Below are 17276 nucleotides of genomic sequence, written 5' to 3'. Positions count from 1 at the left end.
TGACGTCTCTTTCAGATAATGAAAAGAAGAGTGTCGACTGAGTCAACACTCTACGCGACTGCCCGTCGCACAAAAAGACCGAGTGCCCTCTGGTCTATGTACAAAAGGAATTCATCAGAACCCTTGGTAGTATTGAGTTGGCGGGACTGTGTGGGAATCGAACCCACCAGACCACACACGGTGGTCTCAAGCAGTTTTGAAGACTGTGGAGGACACCAGTACCCCATTCAGCCCCGTAATAGTATTAAATTGGACTAGCTTTTTCCGTAACACTATATTACAACGGAAAATAGTAATAAATCAATAAAAACAGCCTAATTGTCACTTTTTCGACAACTTCCTCCATGTACCAGCCTCTAGAAATCGGCCGTTTTCCCCTCCACATATGTGACAAATACTTGTCTTATTACCAAAAATCCGTCTATAATAAAATTAGTATAAATGATTTTGTAGGTGAAACGGCATGCAGCTTGAAGGTTGGTTTCTGTGGTTTATCCTGTTTTGGGTCGTATTTTTAGTCGTGATGATGGGGATCGGCGGATTTTTTATGTTCCGCAAATTTTTAAAAAAGCTGCCCAAAGACGACGGGAAATCCGTTATGGACTGGGAAGAATATTATGTAAATGAATCGCGACACTTATGGGGCGAAGAAGAAAAGGCGCTGCTTGAGGATTTAGTCAGCCCCGTTCCAGAATTGTTCCGGGACGTAGCGCGGCATAAAATCGCCGGCAAAATCGGCGAACTGGCCATTAAAGAAAAAGTGCCTAGAATTACCGAAGAATTAGTCATCCGTGGTTATATTCAGGCCACTCCTAAACGGGACCACAAATTCTTGCGAAAAAAACTGTTCGAAAATAAAATCGATATAGCTCCATATGAACATCTATTCTAACCGCCTAAAAGGGCGGTTTTTTTCATAAAAAAACACTGACCTATTTTGCCAGTGTCCAGTACTAAATCATATTGATGCCTTGAAGTTCCTTTTGGAGCTTCAAATAATTTCGATACATGGCCACACGCCATGGAACAATCATACTGAAAGCCAGCAAGAAGAACATGCCGCTTAATTGCCCTACATCAATGGTGGCGCTCAAAACGGATTTGAGTGCTATCCTGATAACTAACAATCCGATAAGGATAAAAACAAATGCCTTCGAACGCTTTAAGTAAATGTCATTTCCTTGAATTTCAAATTTAGAGGTTTTGATTAAAAAAATCGAAAAAAACATTCCGAGTACGATCGCTTCAATAATTTCAGCCGGTGTTAAGCGAAACTGCGGAATAACATACATGAAAGCCCCAGTTGCCATAAAGAACGGCGGCATGATGATTTTTTTGGCGTTGGTCGGTTTGTTGGAAGCTTTTAAACGGACAAAAATAACCGTAACACCCATTAAAACTGCCACAATGGTTGATATAAGAACATAACTCATAATCATCTTCCCTTACGCTCAAAATATTCGCTTACTCATTATAACTCATAATATGAAAATTGAATAACGAAATCCACTGTAATAATGTTGCCAATTTAATAAACTTCAAAACAACTGGCCTAATTTAAAGGAAAAACCATTTAAGATGTTCCTAAATGGTTTCATCCAATCCTATGAGTTAAAATCCTGTAAAGTCTCCGAATAGAGACTGAAAAATAGTAATAATCTTCGTCATCCAGTCAAAGAATAACACGATTCCCATAACAATCATGATATAGCCGCCTATTTTCATGATTTTGCTGCTGTGCTTCTTAATCCATTTCATCCGGCCAATAAAGAACGACAAAAGAAGAAATGGAATGGCGAAACCAATGATATAAGCGCCCATATAAAACATTGCTGAGCCAGGATTGGTTGCGGCAAGCATAATCACGCCGGTTAAAATGGGACCCGTACATGGTGTCCAGCCTGCTGCAAATGCCATTCCGATTAAAACCGAACCAAAATACCCAGATGGACGATTTTTAAATTCAAAACGGCGGTCCTTCATCAAGAAATCCGGTTTAAATACGCCGACAATAACTAAGCCAAACAGGACAATAAAGATTCCGCCTAACTGACGAATTAAATCTTTATATTCCATAAAAAAGTTTCCGACAAACGACGTGGCAAACCCCATGGCAATAAAAATTATCGAAAAGCCTAATAAAAAGAATAAAGTGTGAAATAAGCTTCGTCTCTGCAGCAGAGCATTTTCACTTTTTAATTCTGCAACAGACATTCCAGTAATATAGGATAAAAAAGCTGGATATAAGGGCAGGCAGCATGGAGAAATAAAGCTTAAAAAGCCAGCTCCAAGTGCCAAGAATATATTAACATCTGCCATAATAACACTCCCACCATTGTCGATACCCTTTCATTCTAACAAAACATTGGCAGAAAGGACATTGTTGTGCATGAATATTTTGTGTCGCCTCACCCTTGGATCTGCCTTTCATACTTATGTCATATTTTCTCATAAAAATTCATGGCAATAGCTTTGAAATAATTTACATCTTAGGTTATACTAGTAAACAGTCCCCAGTTGAGGGTAAACATATTCTACCATTACCATTCTCACATTTAGGAGTTTTTCCGGAAAGGATAGCGGCCGTGATTAAACATGATTTGCTTGCATTAATAGAGAACAAACGTACCGAATTAATTAAAGTCGCCAACACCAACGGTTTAACCTCCACCCTGGCCATTCGTTACAGCCAGGAGCTTGATTACCTATTAAATGAATATAATCGAAAATATAAAGAGAAAGTTTCTTCTTAAAAGTTCCCCCCTTAGAAGTAAACTTTAAATTTAGAAAAAAGCCTGTTCCTTTTTGAACAGGCTTCTTCTATTATAAAATAACATCCTCAACCTGTTGGGAGAGGCCATTTTGCAGAAGATACATTTTATGATAGAGACCCCGCTGAGACAAAAGCTCTTGATGTGTTCCCCGCTCCACAATTTCCCCTTGATGCAGGACAAGAATTAAATCAGCGTCCTGGATCGTAGATAATCGATGGGCAATCGCAATTGTTGTCCGGCCTTTACGCATTTTTGCCAAGGCTGTTTGAATCGCTTCTTCTGTTTCCGTATCAATATTCGCGGTGGCTTCATCAAGTACCAAGATTTTTGGATTGGCCGCTATGGTTCTTGCAAAGGCTATCAATTGCCGCTGTCCGCTTGAAAACGTCGACCCTCTTTCGACCACCTTATGGTTATAGCCGCCCTCCAGCTTATCAATAAAGGTATTGGCTTGAACAAATTGGGCTGCCGCCTCAACTTGCTCATCTGTCATTTCCTTTTGATGGAGACGAATATTGTCTTTCACTGTTCCATAGAACAGGAAAGGATCCTGCAGGACAAGCCCCATTTTTTCTCTTAGCTCCTGCTTTGAAAAACAGCGAATCGACTTCCCGTCAATCAAGATTTCTCCCCGTTCAAACTCATAGAACCGCATCATCAAGTTTATGATCGAGCTCTTCCCGCTCCCGGTATGGCCCACTAAAGCCACCGTTTCACCTGGATTGGCTGTAAAGGAGATATTTTTTAGCACATCTCTTTTGCCGTCATATGAGAAGCTTACATGGTTAAATTCTATTTTCCCTTCCCCAATGCAAAGCTGCTGGTCCTCATTCTGTGCTGGAGCCAGTTCTTCATGATCTAACAGTTTAAAAACACGCGAACCAGCAACAATTGCCTGCTGATATAAAGAAAGCCGCATCATCATTTGGTTAACAGGTTCGAAAAAACGGTCGATATAATTAATGAACGCATAAATGACCCCTATTTTAACCGATGTATCGAAAGAAGTTATCCCAAAGTATGACAACACGATAATTAACGCAAAGATATATATCAGGTCAATCGCAGGCCTTAGCAGCAGCGCATCAATTTTGATATTTTTCATGCCGGCGCCATAATGTTTTTCATTAATATCCGCGAATTCTGCCCGCAGACGTTTTTCCTGGCGGAAGACTTGGATGATCGACATCCCCTGAAGCGATTCACTTAGTTTAGCATTTAGCTGGCTAAGCCTTTCCCGCATATCCAAATAGTATTTGGAACTATATTTTCGATATAAGACAATGACCAGCACTAAAATGGGGATGATGATGACACACAACAAGCCGAGCTTTATGTCCATGATAAACATGCTGATAAAGATGCCGGCCAGAAAAACTCCGCTTTGGATAAAGGTCGAGATAACCGTCACAAACATGTCTTTAATGGCTTCCGTGTCATTGGTTACTCGTGAAACGATGCTTCCTGCCGGCGTTTTGTCAAAATACTTTAAACCAAGTGCCTGAACTTTGGAAAAAACATCAATTCTCAGCTGCTGGATGATGTACAAGGCAATTTTTTGAAAGGCCACCAGCTGAAAAAATAATAGAATGGCTTTAGCCACTTGGATTCCCATATAGATGGAGCCAAGTATAATCAATGGTGCCCAATCAAGCTTCCTTGGAGTCAAATAATCGTCAATAAAAATCTTGACCAGGATCGGCAGGACGATATCTCCAACCGTGGTAAGCAATAGCAGCAAAAAGGCAATCGTTACCTCTTTCTTATGGGGTTTAGCATAAGAAAGCAGCCGATATAACACTCGTCTTTGTTCACTGCTTGACAGCTGTGTTTTCTTTTCCATGTTACTGTCCTCCATGTTCCACTAGCTCCTCAAGCTGCTGATGTAAATACATTTCTTTATACCATCCGTCCGCTGCCATTAACGATTCATGGGTTCCCCGTTCCATAATCCGGCCCTCGTCAATCACTAGAATGAGGTCAGCATGCTGAATGGCACTTAACCGATGGGAAGTAATGATAGTCGTTTTACCCTCGCGATTCTCTCTCAGCGAAGAAAGGATTGCCTCTTCCGTTTTAGCATCCACAGCCGATAAAGAGTCATCCAGAATCAGCATCTCCGGATTCATCAATAGCGCCCTAGCAATCGAAATGCGCTGCTTCTGTCCGCCTGACAGCGATACCCCGCGCTCTCCAACGACGGTTTGATACCCATCCGTGAATTGAAGAATATCCTCATGAATATTTGCCAGCTTGGCAGCTGCCTCAATATCCTGTTTGGATGCAGATGGATTGGTGAAGGCAATGTTTTCAGCTACCGTAGCAGAGAATAAGAAATGGTCCTGGGGAACATATCCCACCGCTTCCCGCAATCGATCTAACTTATATGCTTGCAGAGAATGGCTGCCAAACAGGATTTGTCCTTGATAGCCTTCAAATTCCCGAATGAGCAGCTTTAGCAAAGTCGTTTTTCCAGCACCGGTTTTGCCTGCAATCCCTAAAGTTTCGCCTCTTTTTAAAGAAAAATGGATGTCCTTTAAAATGGGCTGCGATGCACCAGGATAAGTAAATTCTACCAATTGGTAATCAATATCGCCAAATGGCGCCTTATCAATGGCATTTGGGGTGTCTTTAATCTCTTCTTCCTCCTTCAACAGCGCAGAAACCCGTTCATAGGAAGCGCTTCCCCGTTCCATAATATTGAAAAGCCAGCCAAATGCCAGCATGGGCCAGATCAATAATCCTAAATAAGTAGTAAACGAGATTAATTGCCCTATCGTCAGCTCTCCGTTCAATACATACTTTGCCCCAAAGACTATGGATAAAAAGTAGGAAATGCCAACGATAATCGAGATAGTGGGGTCATATAGGGAATCGATCTTGGCGACCACAATATTTTTTTGCACCACATCATCGGATTGCCTTCGAAAATCTTCAATATCCTCCATTTCCTGCCCAAAAGTCTTAATCACCTTGATTCCCATGATGCTTTCCTGGGTTTTATCGTTTAATGATGAGAAAGCCTCCTGCGCCTTATAAAAGCTCTTATGCAGCATCGTGCCGAACCAGCTCGTTAATATTGCCATCAACGGCATGGGAATGAGACAAATCAGCGTTAATTTCCAGCTGATCGTAAAGGCCATCGCGAGGATAACAAAACCGCCTGTCGACAAGGAATCAACCAGGGTCAAAACCCCTGAACCAGCAGTCTGCTGGATGGCCGACAAGTCATTAGTCGCATGTGCCATTAAATCCCCTATCCGGTTCTTTTGATAAAAGGAAGGAGACATCTTAGTGAAATGCTGATATAACTGATTTCGCAGGATTTTACTGAGCTTCACAGCAGACCCAAAAATTTGGATCCGCCAATAATATCGAAGGAAATACATGGCCGCCCCTGCTGCAACAAGGACCAGCACCCATTCTGCCAGCAATCCTGCAGTCAGCGTGCCATCATTGATATGGTCGGCAATAATGCCGATAACCTTTGGCGGCACTAATTGCAATAAAGCTACAAACATTAAGATGATAACACCAGAAATATACGCCCTTTTTTCTTGTTTAAAAAACCACCCTAACTCCAAAAAAACTTTCATTCACACGCCCCCGTACCAAAAGAAGTCAACTGCAAAATGGACTTAAAGGAATCCATTATTTTATCTGTCAAAGGTACATTTTAGCAAATTTTAATAAAATAATAAAGATTGAAAAAACAATAACAAAAATAGACTCACATTTTGGGTGGACGAAAGCAAAATAAAAACCACCTTTTCGCCTTCGAAAAAGTGGTTTGAAAGAATAGGGATAATGGCAGTCAACCATTAAGATAAACGATTACAAATGTAAGCTTACTTTGATTGCTGCTTGTTCATCGCATTCATCATTTGATTGATTTTCTTCTGCGAAGGCTTCATACCCATCTGCATCATCATTGTTTTTAACATTTGTTCATTGATTGGCGGATTTTTCTTTAAATAGCTCATCATATAACGGCGAGCAATGAAAAATCCTAGCGCTATACCTGCAAGCAAGCAGAGTATACCAACTAGAATGTACATACCCATTAAAACTTCCTCCTTCAAGTTGTCTAACATACATCAGTTTACTAAATAAAACACAATTAGACAATATTTCATTGCAATTAGACAAATTTTCTTTCTTTAATCGGTTTCAACCAGCCAAACCGCTCATGTTCCAAGTCAATTGCCAAGAACGAAGACTCACATTTGCGCAGCACCTCAAAAAATGCCGTTTCCGCCTCAAACGAGCCATGCGCCTCGATCGTAATCAACTCCTGGAACACCTCTAATTTTGCTCTGCTTATTTTTCCACTTAATTCTAGTGTATATGCACCATGATCCGCCTTAAAGCCGGACAATTTCCCTAATTGTTTTTGAATCAATTGATGGATTTTCAAAACTTCCAATCTTTTCGTTATGTAATGGATTTGTTTGTTGATAATATATTCGAGTTCACCGCGTGCCTGCTGCTGCTCCTGAAAAAGCTGAAAAAATATACGCTCTCGCCCGAAGTAATGGGTGGCAAATTCATCTTCTATTAAATAAAGCTGATATTTTCTCACACAGACCTCTCCTTCGCTGACATGCCCTTTTATCTATTATAAAAAATCAGTAAGGAAACCTTTGTCTTATGGCGGCAAAAACTTTCACTACTTTTGTCGATTGTCAAGACAGAATTCATTTTTTTACATATTCAATAGACAGATGGTAATATCCTTTTAAAACTAAATATTTTCATAATTTTTTAACATTTTTTATGAAAAAAGGAGACGGAAGATATCCGTCTCCTTGCTTCGAATTAATCTAACAATGCTTTCACTTTTGAAACAACATTGTCCACTGTAAAGCCATATTCGCTCATAATTTTGCCATATGGTGCAGAAGCGCCAAATTTGTCAATGGCTAAAACATCGCCTTCGTCACCTACGTATTTATGCCAGCCTAAGGAAGCACCCACTTCGATTCCTAAGCGTTTCTTCACTTTTTTAGGAAGTACAGATTGCTTGTACTCCTGTGGCTGCTCTTCAAAACGATCCCATGATGGCATGCTGACAACAGACACTTCAATGCCTTCTCCAGCCAGTACTTTTTGAGCTTCCACAGCAAGGCTTACCTCAGAGCCGGATGCAAGCAATAAAGCAGCTGGTGTCTCTTTGGAAGCTGGTGAAACGACATAAGCTCCCCGCTTCACACCTTCATAGGCATTTTGGTCTGTTCCTTTTAATGTCGGTAAGTCTTGGCGGGTTAACACCAATGCTGTTGGTTTATTGGTTGACTCGACAGCCAATTTCCAGGCAGCAGCCGTTTCGTTACCGTCTGCAGGGCGAATGATGGAAAGATTCGGCATAGCCCTTAATGCAGCAAGCTGTTCGATCGGTTCATGGGTTGGACCATCTTCCCCAACGGCAATACTGTCATGAGTGAAGACATAAGTGACCGGAAGTCCCATTAGTGCAGCCAAACGAATCGCCGGACGAAGATAATCAGAGAATACAAAGAATGTTCCCCCGAATACTTTAACTCCTCCATGAAGGGCGATCCCATTCATCGCTGCTCCCATCGCAAATTCCCGTACACCAAACCAAATGTTTCTGCCATCATAAGAGCCTGGCATATAATCATGGGTTCCTTTAATCATTGTTTTGTTGGAACCGGCAAGATCGGCAGAACCGCCTATTAAAATAGGAAGATTTTTAGCAATGCCGTTTAAAGCTTCACTAGAAGATGCACGGGATGCTAAACTTTTCCCTTCAGCATATACAGGAAGGTCTTTGTCCCATCCCTCAGGCAGCTGGTTATCTAAGGCTTGCTCAAGCTGTGTTGCTAATTCTGGGTATTGATTTTTATATTGAGCGAACAAGTCATTCCACTCTTTTTCTTTTTTCTCGCCGTTTTCAACAATGAGTTTACGGAAGTTTTCATATACTCCATCTGGAACAAAGAAGTCTTCTTCAAACGTCCATTGATAACTTTGCTTTGTCAGCTTGGATTCTTCTGCTCCAAGCGGGGAACCGTGAACACCTGAAGTTCCGGCACGATTTGGCGAACCAAAGCCAATTGTTGTTCTTACTTCAATCATGGCTGGACGGTCTAGGTCACTGCGTGCTTCCTCTAACGCTTTCGCAATTTCCTCCATGTTATTGCCGTCTTCTACTCGGAGATATTGCCAGCCATATGACAAGAAACGGTCTTTAACGCTTTCAGAGAAAGATTTGTTTAAATCTCCATCCAGCGAGATGTCATTGGAATCGTATAGGACTACTAAACGGCCTAATTTTAAATGGCCTGCTAAGGAGGCTGCCTCAGCAGAAACACCTTCCATTAAGTCACCATCACCGCATATGCTGTATGTAAAGTGATTGACAATTTCATAATTGTCTTTATTATAAACACTGGCAAGATGACGTTCAGCCATTGCCATCCCAACTGCCATGGCAATTCCTTGTCCAAGCGGACCTGTGGTAGCTTCTACTCCTTCTGTGTGCCCATACTCAGGATGGCCTGGAGTCTTGCTTCCCCATTGACGGAATTGTTTTAAGTCATCAATCGAAAGATTATAACCAGATAAATGTAACATGCTGTACAGTAACGCTGAACCATGTCCAGCAGATAGGACAAAACGATCTCGGTTAAACCATTTTGGATTTTTTGGATTATGGTCCATAAATCTTGTCCATAATGTATATGCCATTGGCGCAGCACCCATCGGCATGCCCGGATGCCCCGAGTTTGCTTTTTCAACCGCGTCAATTGCTAATGTACGGATTGTAGTTACAGATAAATCATCAATCGTGTTAAACATTTCTTACATCCTTTCTTTTTCACAGGATAATTAACCCAACATTAATATTATAGTTCAGTGTTAATTAATTCAACTAGTTGACAACAAAAAATGAACAAAAAAGTCAGTTTGTTCAATATTTTCCCACCAAACCTAGCACTATGTATTCAAAAAAGGGATACAATTTTTTGTATCCCTTTATTATTTAATGAAGGTTTTGTTTTTTCCTTTGTTTTATTTTTTCTGGTGTTACATCGTTTCCTTCAGGATCGATAATTGTTGTGTGTGTCAAAGTGTCAAGCATTTGGGAACGAAAGGCTGCTAAATACTCACTTCTTAATGAGGTTTGCTCCTTAGCTTCTATATCCGATAAACCTGTGGTCTTTGCTTTTTTCGCAAGTTCATTAATTCTTGCCAGTTTTTCTTTGGATAGCATCCATGCACCTTCTTTCGCTTACTATTTCATGAACAATGATTTTACTAAAAAAAACACCTTCTGACAAGGCAGAAGGTTTAATCGCTTTGGCTTTCGATAAATTCTTGGTATCTCCTATGGACGGTCGCCTTAGAAATTGGATAACCAAACCCTCTTAAAGTTGCTGCTATTTCAGCAAAGGTTAGCCCATTTGTCCTCAATCTGGCAATTTCCTCAACAGGTACAATGATTTTCTCGCGTCCAGAATTTTCTCCATGGTTTTTTAAGTTTTTTTGGGGTTTGTACCCCTGTTGAATAGCGCGTTTCATGCCACGCTTGATTTTAACATTGTGAAGCTTGCGCTGGTATTCCTCTACCATACTAACAATTTGCAAGACCATGGAATCAGACTCAGACATCTGCAATTCTCCATTATGTGCAATGCTATAAAGCTTAATGCCTTCCTTCACAATGCAATGAAGGATCGCGATTTTAGCATTCCCTCTGCCAATTCTCGTTTCATCCTGAATCAGAACAGCTTGAACCTCTGGGTCCTTGATTTGTTCCAGCAGTTTAAGAATTCCTTCTCTATCAATGTCATAACCGCTTGCCTGTTCCTTAATGACAGCAGCAACCTCAAACTGATACTCAGCGGCCAGTCTTAACAGTTCTTCCTCTTGACGTTTTAAGGAAGTTTCTTGTGTTTCTTTATTTGTGCTGACACGGCAGTAAATAATTGCTTTCATTGTTCTTCCTTCCTAGTCTTCCATCACTCCGGCCAATTCCGTGACAGTTGAAGTTTCATTGCTTACAGGAATCATTATTTCTTCACCAGGATGAATCTCATCATCGATATTTTGATTATGCTTTTTTACCCAGTTAACAAATTCTTTATTCGACATAGAATGCCCTTCGGAATAGGCTTTTGAAATCTTCCATAACGAATCACCGTCTGTGACAGTAATTTTCATGTACTTGTCCTGATCTTCCGGCTGGTGCTGAATGGTAAAGATAAAAGCAAATGCACAGCTTATGATTAAAAGAATGATAGCATAGGAGTAATGGTTCCACAATTTTTTCATCCTAAACACCTCTTATAGAATATATGTTCGTACTTAATACTTCAAGTATAATCCGAACATTTGTTTGTTGTCAACAGAAATTCGAACTTATGTTTGTATAAATTTTACGAACATGCTATAATATAGACAACATTAACCCAGGCGAGGTGCAATTTATCATGGTAAAAATATCAAAGCGGCAGCAGGATATCTTGAATTTTATTAAAGATGAAGTTAAGAGTAAGGGATATCCTCCATCCGTCCGAGAAATCGGGGAAGCTGTCGGGCTTGCTTCCAGTTCTACCGTTCATGGCCATCTTGCTAGATTGGAAAGCAAAGGGTTGATTCGACGGGATCCTACCAAGCCAAGAGCAATTGAAGTATTAGACGCGGATGAAGCCGCACAAATTCCAAGGAATCAAGCTATAAATGTTCCTGTAGTAGGTAAGGTTACTGCCGGGATGCCTATTACCGCGATTGAAAATATAGAAGAGTATTTTCCGCTGCCCGAAAGGCTTGTACCAGCCGATGAACAAGTATTCATGCTGGAAATTATGGGTGAGAGCATGATCGAAGCTGGGATCCTTGATGGAGACTATGTCATTGTCAAGCAGCAGCAAACAGCAAATAATGGGGATATCGTCGTTGCCATGACGGAAGATGATGAAGCTACCTGCAAAAGATTTTTTAAAGAGAAAGATTATATCCGGCTGCAGCCTGAAAACTCCACAATGGACCCCATTATTTTAAAAAACGTTTCGATTCTTGGAAAAGTTATTGGAGTTTATAGACAAATTCATTAGAATGGCTTATCTCCTATATAGAGTCAATCAATCTTTCAGCCTGATGGAAGGAATCGTCAATACCCATACTGAAAGCCGGCATCGCAAACATGCCGGCTTTTATTTTTATAGAATAGATTCCAATGTTTTGAAAAACTTTTCAATTTATTGAAAATTGCGTATTTTTACCCATGCTATTACGTTTCCAATTTTTGTATAATGATAATACACCAAGATTTACCTTAGGTCAAAAAAATCAGGCTTAAGGAGAGTGAGAAACAAGTGTATGTTGACATGATTTTCTCGTTTGTTATTGGTGGTTTCGTTGGATTTATTGGACATGTCCGGAAACATGGAAAGATGGTTATGCCCCGAAAGACAAAAAAATTCCTTTATCTCGGTTTTATTCAGGAAATGCTGCTTGGTGCATTCGCTTCCCTTCTCTTAGTTTTATATACAGCCCTAAACTCAATTGTCGAAATGATTCTTTATTCTGTTATTGCTGGAATTGTTGGTGATGCTGACATATTACGATTCAAATTTTTAAACCGGGACAACCATAAAAATAATGAATCTTAACGGCTTAAACAAGCCAAGTTGTTTAAAACCATTCTAGAACAGCTTTTTCTTCTATTCTCCTTACCATTACCACAAAAACACCCAGTTATATGAAACTGAGTGTTTTTGCTGATTATCCCCTTATCTACTTTCTTTTACATTTAATAGTTCTTTCAATTTGTACTGCAATTCTAAAGAAAAATTCACTTTTTTTCCCAAAGCCAATTCATCAAGCCATCATGGAATAGTCCTTGCTTTAATAAATCTAGAAGCTGCACTTACTTACCTTTTCCCTACTGGAAAAGACGGGCAGTTTATTTTGACATGCATTTTCCCTTGCTGCTTTTTCGCCAGCAAAAAACCCCCGGCACATTGAGCGCCAAGGGTTTCACTACTTTTAATATTGGGTTAAATACTGATCTCGCTCCCAAGGATGGACTACGGTACGGAACATATCCCACTCAATCTCTTTTGCTTCTACAAAATGTTCGAAGATATGCTCACCGAGACCTGAAACAATTACTTCGTCTGTTTTTAAGTTCTCAAGTGCTGCCAGCAATGTTGCAGGAAGATCAATAATGCCTTCTTCGATTCTTTCCTCTTTGCTCATCACATAGATATTGCGGTCAACTGGTGCAGGAGGAGTTAACTTATTTTTTATTCCATCAAGTCCTGCTTTTAAAAGCACTGCCATTGCCAAGTATGGGTTAGCAGATGGGTCAACGCTGCGGACCTCGATACGAGTGCTTAAACCGCGGGATGCAGGGATACGAATTAATGGTGAACGATTTCTAGCTGACCAAGCCACATAACAAGGTGCTTCATAGCCAGGAACCAATCTCTTATAAGAGTTTACAGTTGGGTTTGTTACAGCTGTAAAGCTTGGCGCATGTTTAAGGACACCAGCGATGAATTGGCGTGCTGTATCACTCAACTGAAGATCTCCAGTTGGTTCAAAGAATGCATTTTCACCATCTTTGAACAAAGAAAGGTTACAGTGCATTCCAGATCCGTTAACACCGAACAATGGTTTTGGCATGAACGTTGCATGCAATCCGTGCTTGCGGGCAATCGTTTTTACAACAAGCTTGAAAGTTTGGATTTGGTCACAAGCCGTTAAAGCATCAGCATATTTGAAGTCGATTTCGTGCTGTCCAGGAGCCACTTCATGGTGGGAAGCTTCAATTTCAAAGCCCATTTCTTCTAATTCAAGCACGATATCACGGCGGCAGTTTTCCCCTAAATCAGTTGGGGCTAAATCAAAGTATCCGCCTTGGTCGTTCAGCTCAAGAGTTGGTTCACCCGATTGGTCTAATTTAAACAAGAAGAATTCTGGTTCAGGTCCAAGATTGAAGTTGGTAAATCCAAGCTCTTCCATTTCTTTTAAAACTCTTCTTAAGTTATTGCGAGGATCCCCATCAAATGGCGTGCCATCTGGATTATAGATATCACAAATAAGGCGGGCAACTTTTCCTTTTTCAGCTGTCCAAGGGAAGACGACCCATGTATCTAAATCCGGATACAACAACATGTCAGACTCTTCAATCCGTACGAACCCTTCGATGGAAGAACCATCAAACATCATTTTGTTGTCCAGGGCTTTTTCCAATTGGCTGATTGGAATTTCCACGTTCTTGATTGTTCCAAGAATGTCAGTGAATTGCAAACGGATAAACTTTACATTTTCTTCACTTGCCATGCGTTGAATATCTTCGCGAGTGTACTTTGCCATTTCATTTCCCCCTGCTAAAAAAATTGTTATTAATGGAAAAAGCGAGACATGTCACCTTGTCTCAAGGTGGAACGGTTCAATCTTCCTGAATGCATTAATTCATTGCGCAGAAGATGCCGCAACTGATCATCAGTTAACTCACGTTTTGCTTTTTCCGATTGCTGCTGTTGGTTATTAGTTTGCTCTTGTTGTTGTTTGACAAGGAAGATTTGTTTAATTCCGGCCATATTGACGCCTTGATCGATTAAATCCTTGATTTCTAATAATCTATCAATATCGCTTAAACTATATAACCGGCGATTTCCTTGGTTCCTAGCCGGAGAAATTAACTGGTGCTCCTCATAATATCGGATTTGTCTTGCAGTCAGCTCTGTGAGCTGCATAACGGTTCCGATTGGAAAAAGAGGCATAGAACGACGTATTTCTTTCCCACTCACCAAATTTCTCCTCCTTTTTTCTATTTCATATTGTTATTATATTTTTTGTTAGAAAAGATGTCAATCATATGGAAGATAATCTTACATAGTTTTTAAAATAAAAATGCAGCTTACATTTCCTAGTGTTCTTCCTAGGATATCCTAGTTTAACTCAATTAATTCTTTTTCCGCCAAATGATCTAACGCAAGACAAATAGCGATTTTTACGTGTTCATATGTCAATCCGCCTTGGACATATGCCACGTAAGGGGGGCGTATCGGGCCATCTGCAGTCAACTCGAGGCTTGCCCCTTGGATAAACGTTCCCGCTGCCATAATGACATCATCCTCGTAACCAGGCATATAGCTCGGATGCGGTGTTACGTACGAGTTAATTGGAGAGGCAAATTGAATAGCTTGGCAAAAAGCTACCATTTTGTCCCTTTCATCAAATTGCACCGACTGGATTAAATCAGTCCGCTTCGCATTCCATATAGGCGACGAATTCATTCCTAATTTTTCTAGCATTGCCGCGGTAAAGACTGCCCCTTTTAATGCCTGTCCGACAACATGCGGAGCAAGGAAAAAGCCTTGATACATTTCTTGAAGGCTGTAAAGGGAAGCGCCTGCTTCGGCACCAATACCAGGTGATGTCATCCGATACGAGCAGGCTTCTACCCATTCTTTTTTTCCGACGATATAGCCTCCTGTTTTGGCAATACCGCCTCCTGGGTTCTTAATGAGTGACCCCGCCATTAAATCCGCTCCTACATGGCAAGGCTCGATTTCTTCGACGAATTCACCATAACAGTTATCTACAAATACAACGACGTCCTGTTTGATTTCTTTGACAAACTTAATCATTTCGCCAATTTCTGTAACCGTAAAGGATGGGCGCACCGCATACCCTTTTGATCGTTGAATTCCAATCATTTTAGTTTTTGGTGTTATTTTTTTGGCTATTGCGTCCCAGTCCATAGCTCCTTCACTGGTCAAAGCAACACTGTCATAGGAAATTCCAAATTCTCGCAGCGAACCGATGCCGCTGCCCCGGATTCCGACGATTTCCTCCAATGTATCATAAGGTTTCCCGGTAATATATAGCAGTTCATCACTGGGACGGAGGACACCAAATAACGCGATGGAAATGGCATGAGTGCCGGAAATGATTTGCGGCCTGACCAGGCCGGCTTCTCCGCCAAACACATCGGCATATACACGCTCAAGCGTGTCCCTGCCGATATCATCATAGCCATAGCCTGTGGATGGGATAAAGTGCGAGTCACTTACCCTGTGCTTTTGGAAACTTTGCAATACCCGAAATTGGTTCGTCTCCATTCTTTCCTCAATTTGTTTATGTACTTCAGCGATCTGCTGTTCCACTTCTCTTACTATCGGCTGAAGTCTTGCCCCATTTTTTAACTGTTGAAACATGTTGATGTACTCCTATCTAAACTTTAAATTTCTGCAATTGCCCTGTTATTTGATGATCCTGTAACGAGTATCCCTTGCAGCGGTACACCTGCTTATCCTCATCAAACGATAGTTCCCTTAAAATGGTTTCGTTTTTTAATTGGGACAGCAGCTTACCTTCTGTTGACGGGACCTCTACTTTATATGGCTCCATCATTTTCATCATAGCTTGTTCAATCTTAAGCTTTAATGCCTGCCGGTCCTCCTGGTCAAACGCGCTAATGAATGCGGTTGGGGTCTCGGAGGTTGGAACAAAATCAGGATGCTTGATATCTCGTTTATTATATACCGTTATCTGCGGAATGTCTTTTACTTCTAAGTCTTCCAGCAGCTTGTGGACGGTTTTTTCATGCTGATAATAATCCGGGTTAGACATATCCACGACATGGAGAAGCAAATCCGCTTCTCTTACCTCTTCAAGGGTTGACCGGAAGGCAGCGATTAACGCTGTCGGCAAATCCTGAATGAAACCGACCGTATCAGTAATTAACGCCAAAAAACCGCTTGGCAGAATTAGTTTTCTTGTCATCGGATCGAGTGTGGCAAACAATTGATTTTCCTCATAGGAATCCGCTTCAGATAAACGGTTAAACAATGTGGACTTACCGGCGTTTGTATATCCGACAATCGCTGCCTGAAAGGTTTTGTTTTTCTTGCGCCGCTCCCTGTACCGTTCCCGGTGCTGGACAATGACCGAAAGCTGACCCTTGATATCATCAATCCTGCGGCGAATATGCCGCCGGTCTGATTCCAATTTCGTTTCCCCAGGTCCTCTTGTTCCAATCCCTGCTCCGAGTCTTGATAAGGCTGTTCCCTGGCCGGCGAGACGCGGCAGGAGATATTGAAGCTGGGCAAGCTCTACCTGCAATTTCCCTTCTTTGGACCTTGCACGCATGGCAAAAATATCGAGGATCAGCTGGGTCCGGTCAATAATGCGGGCTTCAATCGCTGAAGCGAGATTGCGTTTCTGGCTCGGAGACAGTTCATCATTAAAGATAACAATGTCTGCTTCCAGCTCGTCAACCAACGCCCGCAATTCTTCCACTTTTCCCTTTCCAATATAGGTGGCTGGGTGGATTCTCTCCCGTTTTTGAACAAGTGCTGCCACCGTTTTTCCTTGTGCTGTATCTGTTAAAGATTCCAGTTCCTCCATTGAATACTGGAACCTGGAATCGTCGTCGTCTGTCTGGCAGCCAACAAGTATGACTTTTTCTTTGGTTTCCTGTTGTTCCAAAGGACATCCATCCTTTCCTTATGTTTCATC

At 41.2% G+C, this 17276-nt stretch carries 18 protein-coding genes and 1 tRNA gene; 4 read left to right on the top strand and 15 right to left on the bottom strand.

The features are described from left to right. Positions 1-138 precede the first annotated feature (138 nt). Positions 139-235, bottom strand: a tRNA-Sec gene (locus NFS43_RS02785). A gap of 228 nt (positions 236-463) precedes the next feature. Here NFS43_RS02785 and NFS43_RS02780 point away from each other — a divergent pair. Then, the gene (locus tag NFS43_RS02780) at positions 464-892 is read left to right on the top strand and encodes a DUF2621 domain-containing protein (protein ID WP_251549236.1); all 429 of its coding nucleotides are present in this window, start codon (positions 464-466) and stop codon (positions 890-892) included. A gap of 61 nt (positions 893-953) precedes the next feature. On the opposite strand, the gene NFS43_RS02775 is transcribed toward NFS43_RS02780, so the two are convergent. Next, positions 954-1433 (bottom strand): CcdC family protein, encoded by a 480-nt coding sequence (locus tag NFS43_RS02775; protein WP_251549235.1) that lies wholly within the window; start codon positions 1431-1433, stop codon positions 954-956. Positions 1434-1611: 178 nt separating this feature from the next. Beyond that, the gene (locus tag NFS43_RS02770; protein ID WP_251549234.1) at positions 1612-2319 is read right to left on the bottom strand and encodes a cytochrome c biogenesis CcdA family protein; all 708 of its coding nucleotides are present in this window, start codon (positions 2317-2319) and stop codon (positions 1612-1614) included. 281 nt (positions 2320-2600) lie between these two features. On the opposite strand from NFS43_RS02770, the gene NFS43_RS02765 reads away from it, so the two are divergent. Continuing rightward, entirely contained in the window at positions 2601-2753 is a 153-nt protein-coding gene (locus NFS43_RS02765) for a Spo0E family sporulation regulatory protein-aspartic acid phosphatase (protein WP_420910285.1), read from the top strand. Between the two features lie 70 nt (positions 2754-2823). On the opposite strand, the gene NFS43_RS02760 is transcribed toward NFS43_RS02765, so the two are convergent. The 8 genes from NFS43_RS02760 to yneA all read right to left on the bottom strand — a co-directional run bounded on the left by NFS43_RS02760 (position 2824) and on the right by yneA (position 11072). Further along, positions 2824-4617: an ABC transporter ATP-binding protein gene (locus NFS43_RS02760; protein ID WP_251549232.1), complete on the bottom strand. Its 1794-nt coding sequence runs from the start codon at positions 4615-4617 to the stop codon at positions 2824-2826. Position 4618: 1 nt separating this feature from the next. Next, entirely contained in the window at positions 4619-6370 is a 1752-nt protein-coding gene (locus NFS43_RS02755) for an ABC transporter transmembrane domain-containing protein (RefSeq protein WP_251549231.1), read from the bottom strand. Between the two features lie 252 nt (positions 6371-6622). Next, entirely contained in the window at positions 6623-6838 is a 216-nt protein-coding gene (locus tag NFS43_RS02750) for a YneF family protein (protein WP_251549230.1), read from the bottom strand. 77 nt (positions 6839-6915) lie between these two features. Next, positions 6916-7356 carry a sporulation inhibitor of replication protein SirA gene (gene sirA / locus NFS43_RS02745; RefSeq protein WP_251549229.1) on the bottom strand — a complete coding sequence of 147 codons (441 nt, stop codon included), beginning with the start codon at positions 7354-7356 and terminating at the stop codon, positions 6916-6918. A gap of 236 nt (positions 7357-7592) precedes the next feature. Continuing rightward, entirely contained in the window at positions 7593-9596 is a 2004-nt protein-coding gene (tkt, locus tag NFS43_RS02740; protein WP_251549228.1) for a transketolase, read from the bottom strand. A gap of 184 nt (positions 9597-9780) precedes the next feature. Further along, positions 9781-10011, bottom strand: a complete 231-nt coding sequence (locus tag NFS43_RS02735) for a DUF896 domain-containing protein (RefSeq protein WP_251549227.1) — start codon at positions 10009-10011, stop codon at positions 9781-9783. 77 nt (positions 10012-10088) lie between these two features. Continuing rightward, positions 10089-10736 (bottom strand): YneB family resolvase-like protein, encoded by a 648-nt coding sequence (locus NFS43_RS02730; protein WP_251549226.1) that lies wholly within the window; start codon positions 10734-10736, stop codon positions 10089-10091. A gap of 12 nt (positions 10737-10748) precedes the next feature. Then, on the bottom strand, positions 10749-11072 hold the full coding sequence (yneA, locus tag NFS43_RS02725) for a cell division suppressor protein YneA (protein ID WP_251549225.1): 324 nt from the start codon (positions 11070-11072) through the stop codon (positions 10749-10751). A 158-nt stretch (positions 11073-11230) separates the two neighbouring features. Here yneA and lexA point away from each other — a divergent pair, with 158 nt between their 5' ends. Further along, positions 11231-11854 (top strand): transcriptional repressor LexA, encoded by a 624-nt coding sequence (lexA, locus tag NFS43_RS02720; RefSeq protein WP_251549224.1) that lies wholly within the window; start codon positions 11231-11233, stop codon positions 11852-11854. Between the two features lie 261 nt (positions 11855-12115). Next, the gene (locus tag NFS43_RS02715; RefSeq protein WP_251549223.1) at positions 12116-12412 is read left to right on the top strand and encodes a DUF4257 domain-containing protein; all 297 of its coding nucleotides are present in this window, start codon (positions 12116-12118) and stop codon (positions 12410-12412) included. 376 nt (positions 12413-12788) lie between these two features. Here the strand turns inward: NFS43_RS02715 and glnA are convergent, their stop codons facing one another. The 4 genes from glnA to hflX all read right to left on the bottom strand — a co-directional run bounded on the left by glnA (position 12789) and on the right by hflX (position 17246). Continuing rightward, positions 12789-14123: a type I glutamate--ammonia ligase gene (gene glnA, locus NFS43_RS02710; RefSeq protein ID WP_251549222.1), complete on the bottom strand. Its 1335-nt coding sequence runs from the start codon at positions 14121-14123 to the stop codon at positions 12789-12791. Positions 14124-14152: 29 nt separating this feature from the next. Next, positions 14153-14560 (bottom strand): MerR family transcriptional regulator, encoded by a 408-nt coding sequence (locus NFS43_RS02705; RefSeq protein ID WP_277613891.1) that lies wholly within the window; start codon positions 14558-14560, stop codon positions 14153-14155. 141 nt (positions 14561-14701) lie between these two features. After that, positions 14702-15973 (bottom strand): methionine gamma-lyase family protein, encoded by a 1272-nt coding sequence (locus tag NFS43_RS02700; protein ID WP_251549221.1) that lies wholly within the window; start codon positions 15971-15973, stop codon positions 14702-14704. Between the two features lie 16 nt (positions 15974-15989). Next, on the bottom strand, positions 15990-17246 hold the full coding sequence (gene hflX / locus NFS43_RS02695) for a GTPase HflX (protein WP_251549220.1): 1257 nt from the start codon (positions 17244-17246) through the stop codon (positions 15990-15992). Positions 17247-17276: the final 30 nt, after the last annotated feature.

It is taken from the genome of Neobacillus muris (assembly GCF_943193175.1).
Classification (GTDB): Bacteria; Bacillota; Bacilli; order Bacillales; family Cytobacillaceae; genus Neobacillus; species Neobacillus muris.
Note: the sequence above shows the minus strand (reverse complement) of the source record. Positions and strands in the feature narration are given on the sequence as shown.

Bases quoted from the DNA above. Each gene is read 5' to 3' on its own strand.
- NFS43_RS02780 (WP_251549236.1), top strand. From the start codon at position 464: ATGCAGCTTGAAGGTTGGTTTCTGTGGTTTATCCTGTTTTGGGTCGTA.
- NFS43_RS02775 (WP_251549235.1), bottom strand. From the start codon at position 1,433: ATGAGTTATGTTCTTATATCAACCATTGTGGCAGTTTTAATGGGTGTT.
- NFS43_RS02770 (WP_251549234.1), bottom strand. From the start codon at position 2,319: ATGGCAGATGTTAATATATTCTTGGCACTTGGAGCTGGCTTTTTAAGC.
- NFS43_RS02760 (WP_251549232.1), bottom strand. From the start codon at position 4,617: ATGGAAAAGAAAACACAGCTGTCAAGCAGTGAACAAAGACGAGTGTTA.
- NFS43_RS02755 (WP_251549231.1), bottom strand. From the start codon at position 6,370: ATGAAAGTTTTTTTGGAGTTAGGGTGGTTTTTTAAACAAGAAAAAAGG.
- NFS43_RS02750 (WP_251549230.1), bottom strand. From the start codon at position 6,838: ATGGGTATGTACATTCTAGTTGGTATACTCTGCTTGCTTGCAGGTATA.
- tkt (WP_251549228.1), bottom strand. From the start codon at position 9,596: ATGTTTAACACGATTGATGATTTATCTGTAACTACAATCCGTACATTA.
- NFS43_RS02735 (WP_251549227.1), bottom strand. From the start codon at position 10,011: ATGCTATCCAAAGAAAAACTGGCAAGAATTAATGAACTTGCGAAAAAA.
- NFS43_RS02730 (WP_251549226.1), bottom strand. From the start codon at position 10,736: ATGAAAGCAATTATTTACTGCCGTGTCAGCACAAATAAAGAAACACAA.
- yneA (WP_251549225.1), bottom strand. From the start codon at position 11,072: ATGAAAAAATTGTGGAACCATTACTCCTATGCTATCATTCTTTTAATC.
- lexA (WP_251549224.1), top strand. From the start codon at position 11,231: ATGGTAAAAATATCAAAGCGGCAGCAGGATATCTTGAATTTTATTAAA.
- glnA (WP_251549222.1), bottom strand. From the start codon at position 14,123: ATGGCAAAGTACACTCGCGAAGATATTCAACGCATGGCAAGTGAAGAA.
- NFS43_RS02700 (WP_251549221.1), bottom strand. From the start codon at position 15,973: ATGTTTCAACAGTTAAAAAATGGGGCAAGACTTCAGCCGATAGTAAGA.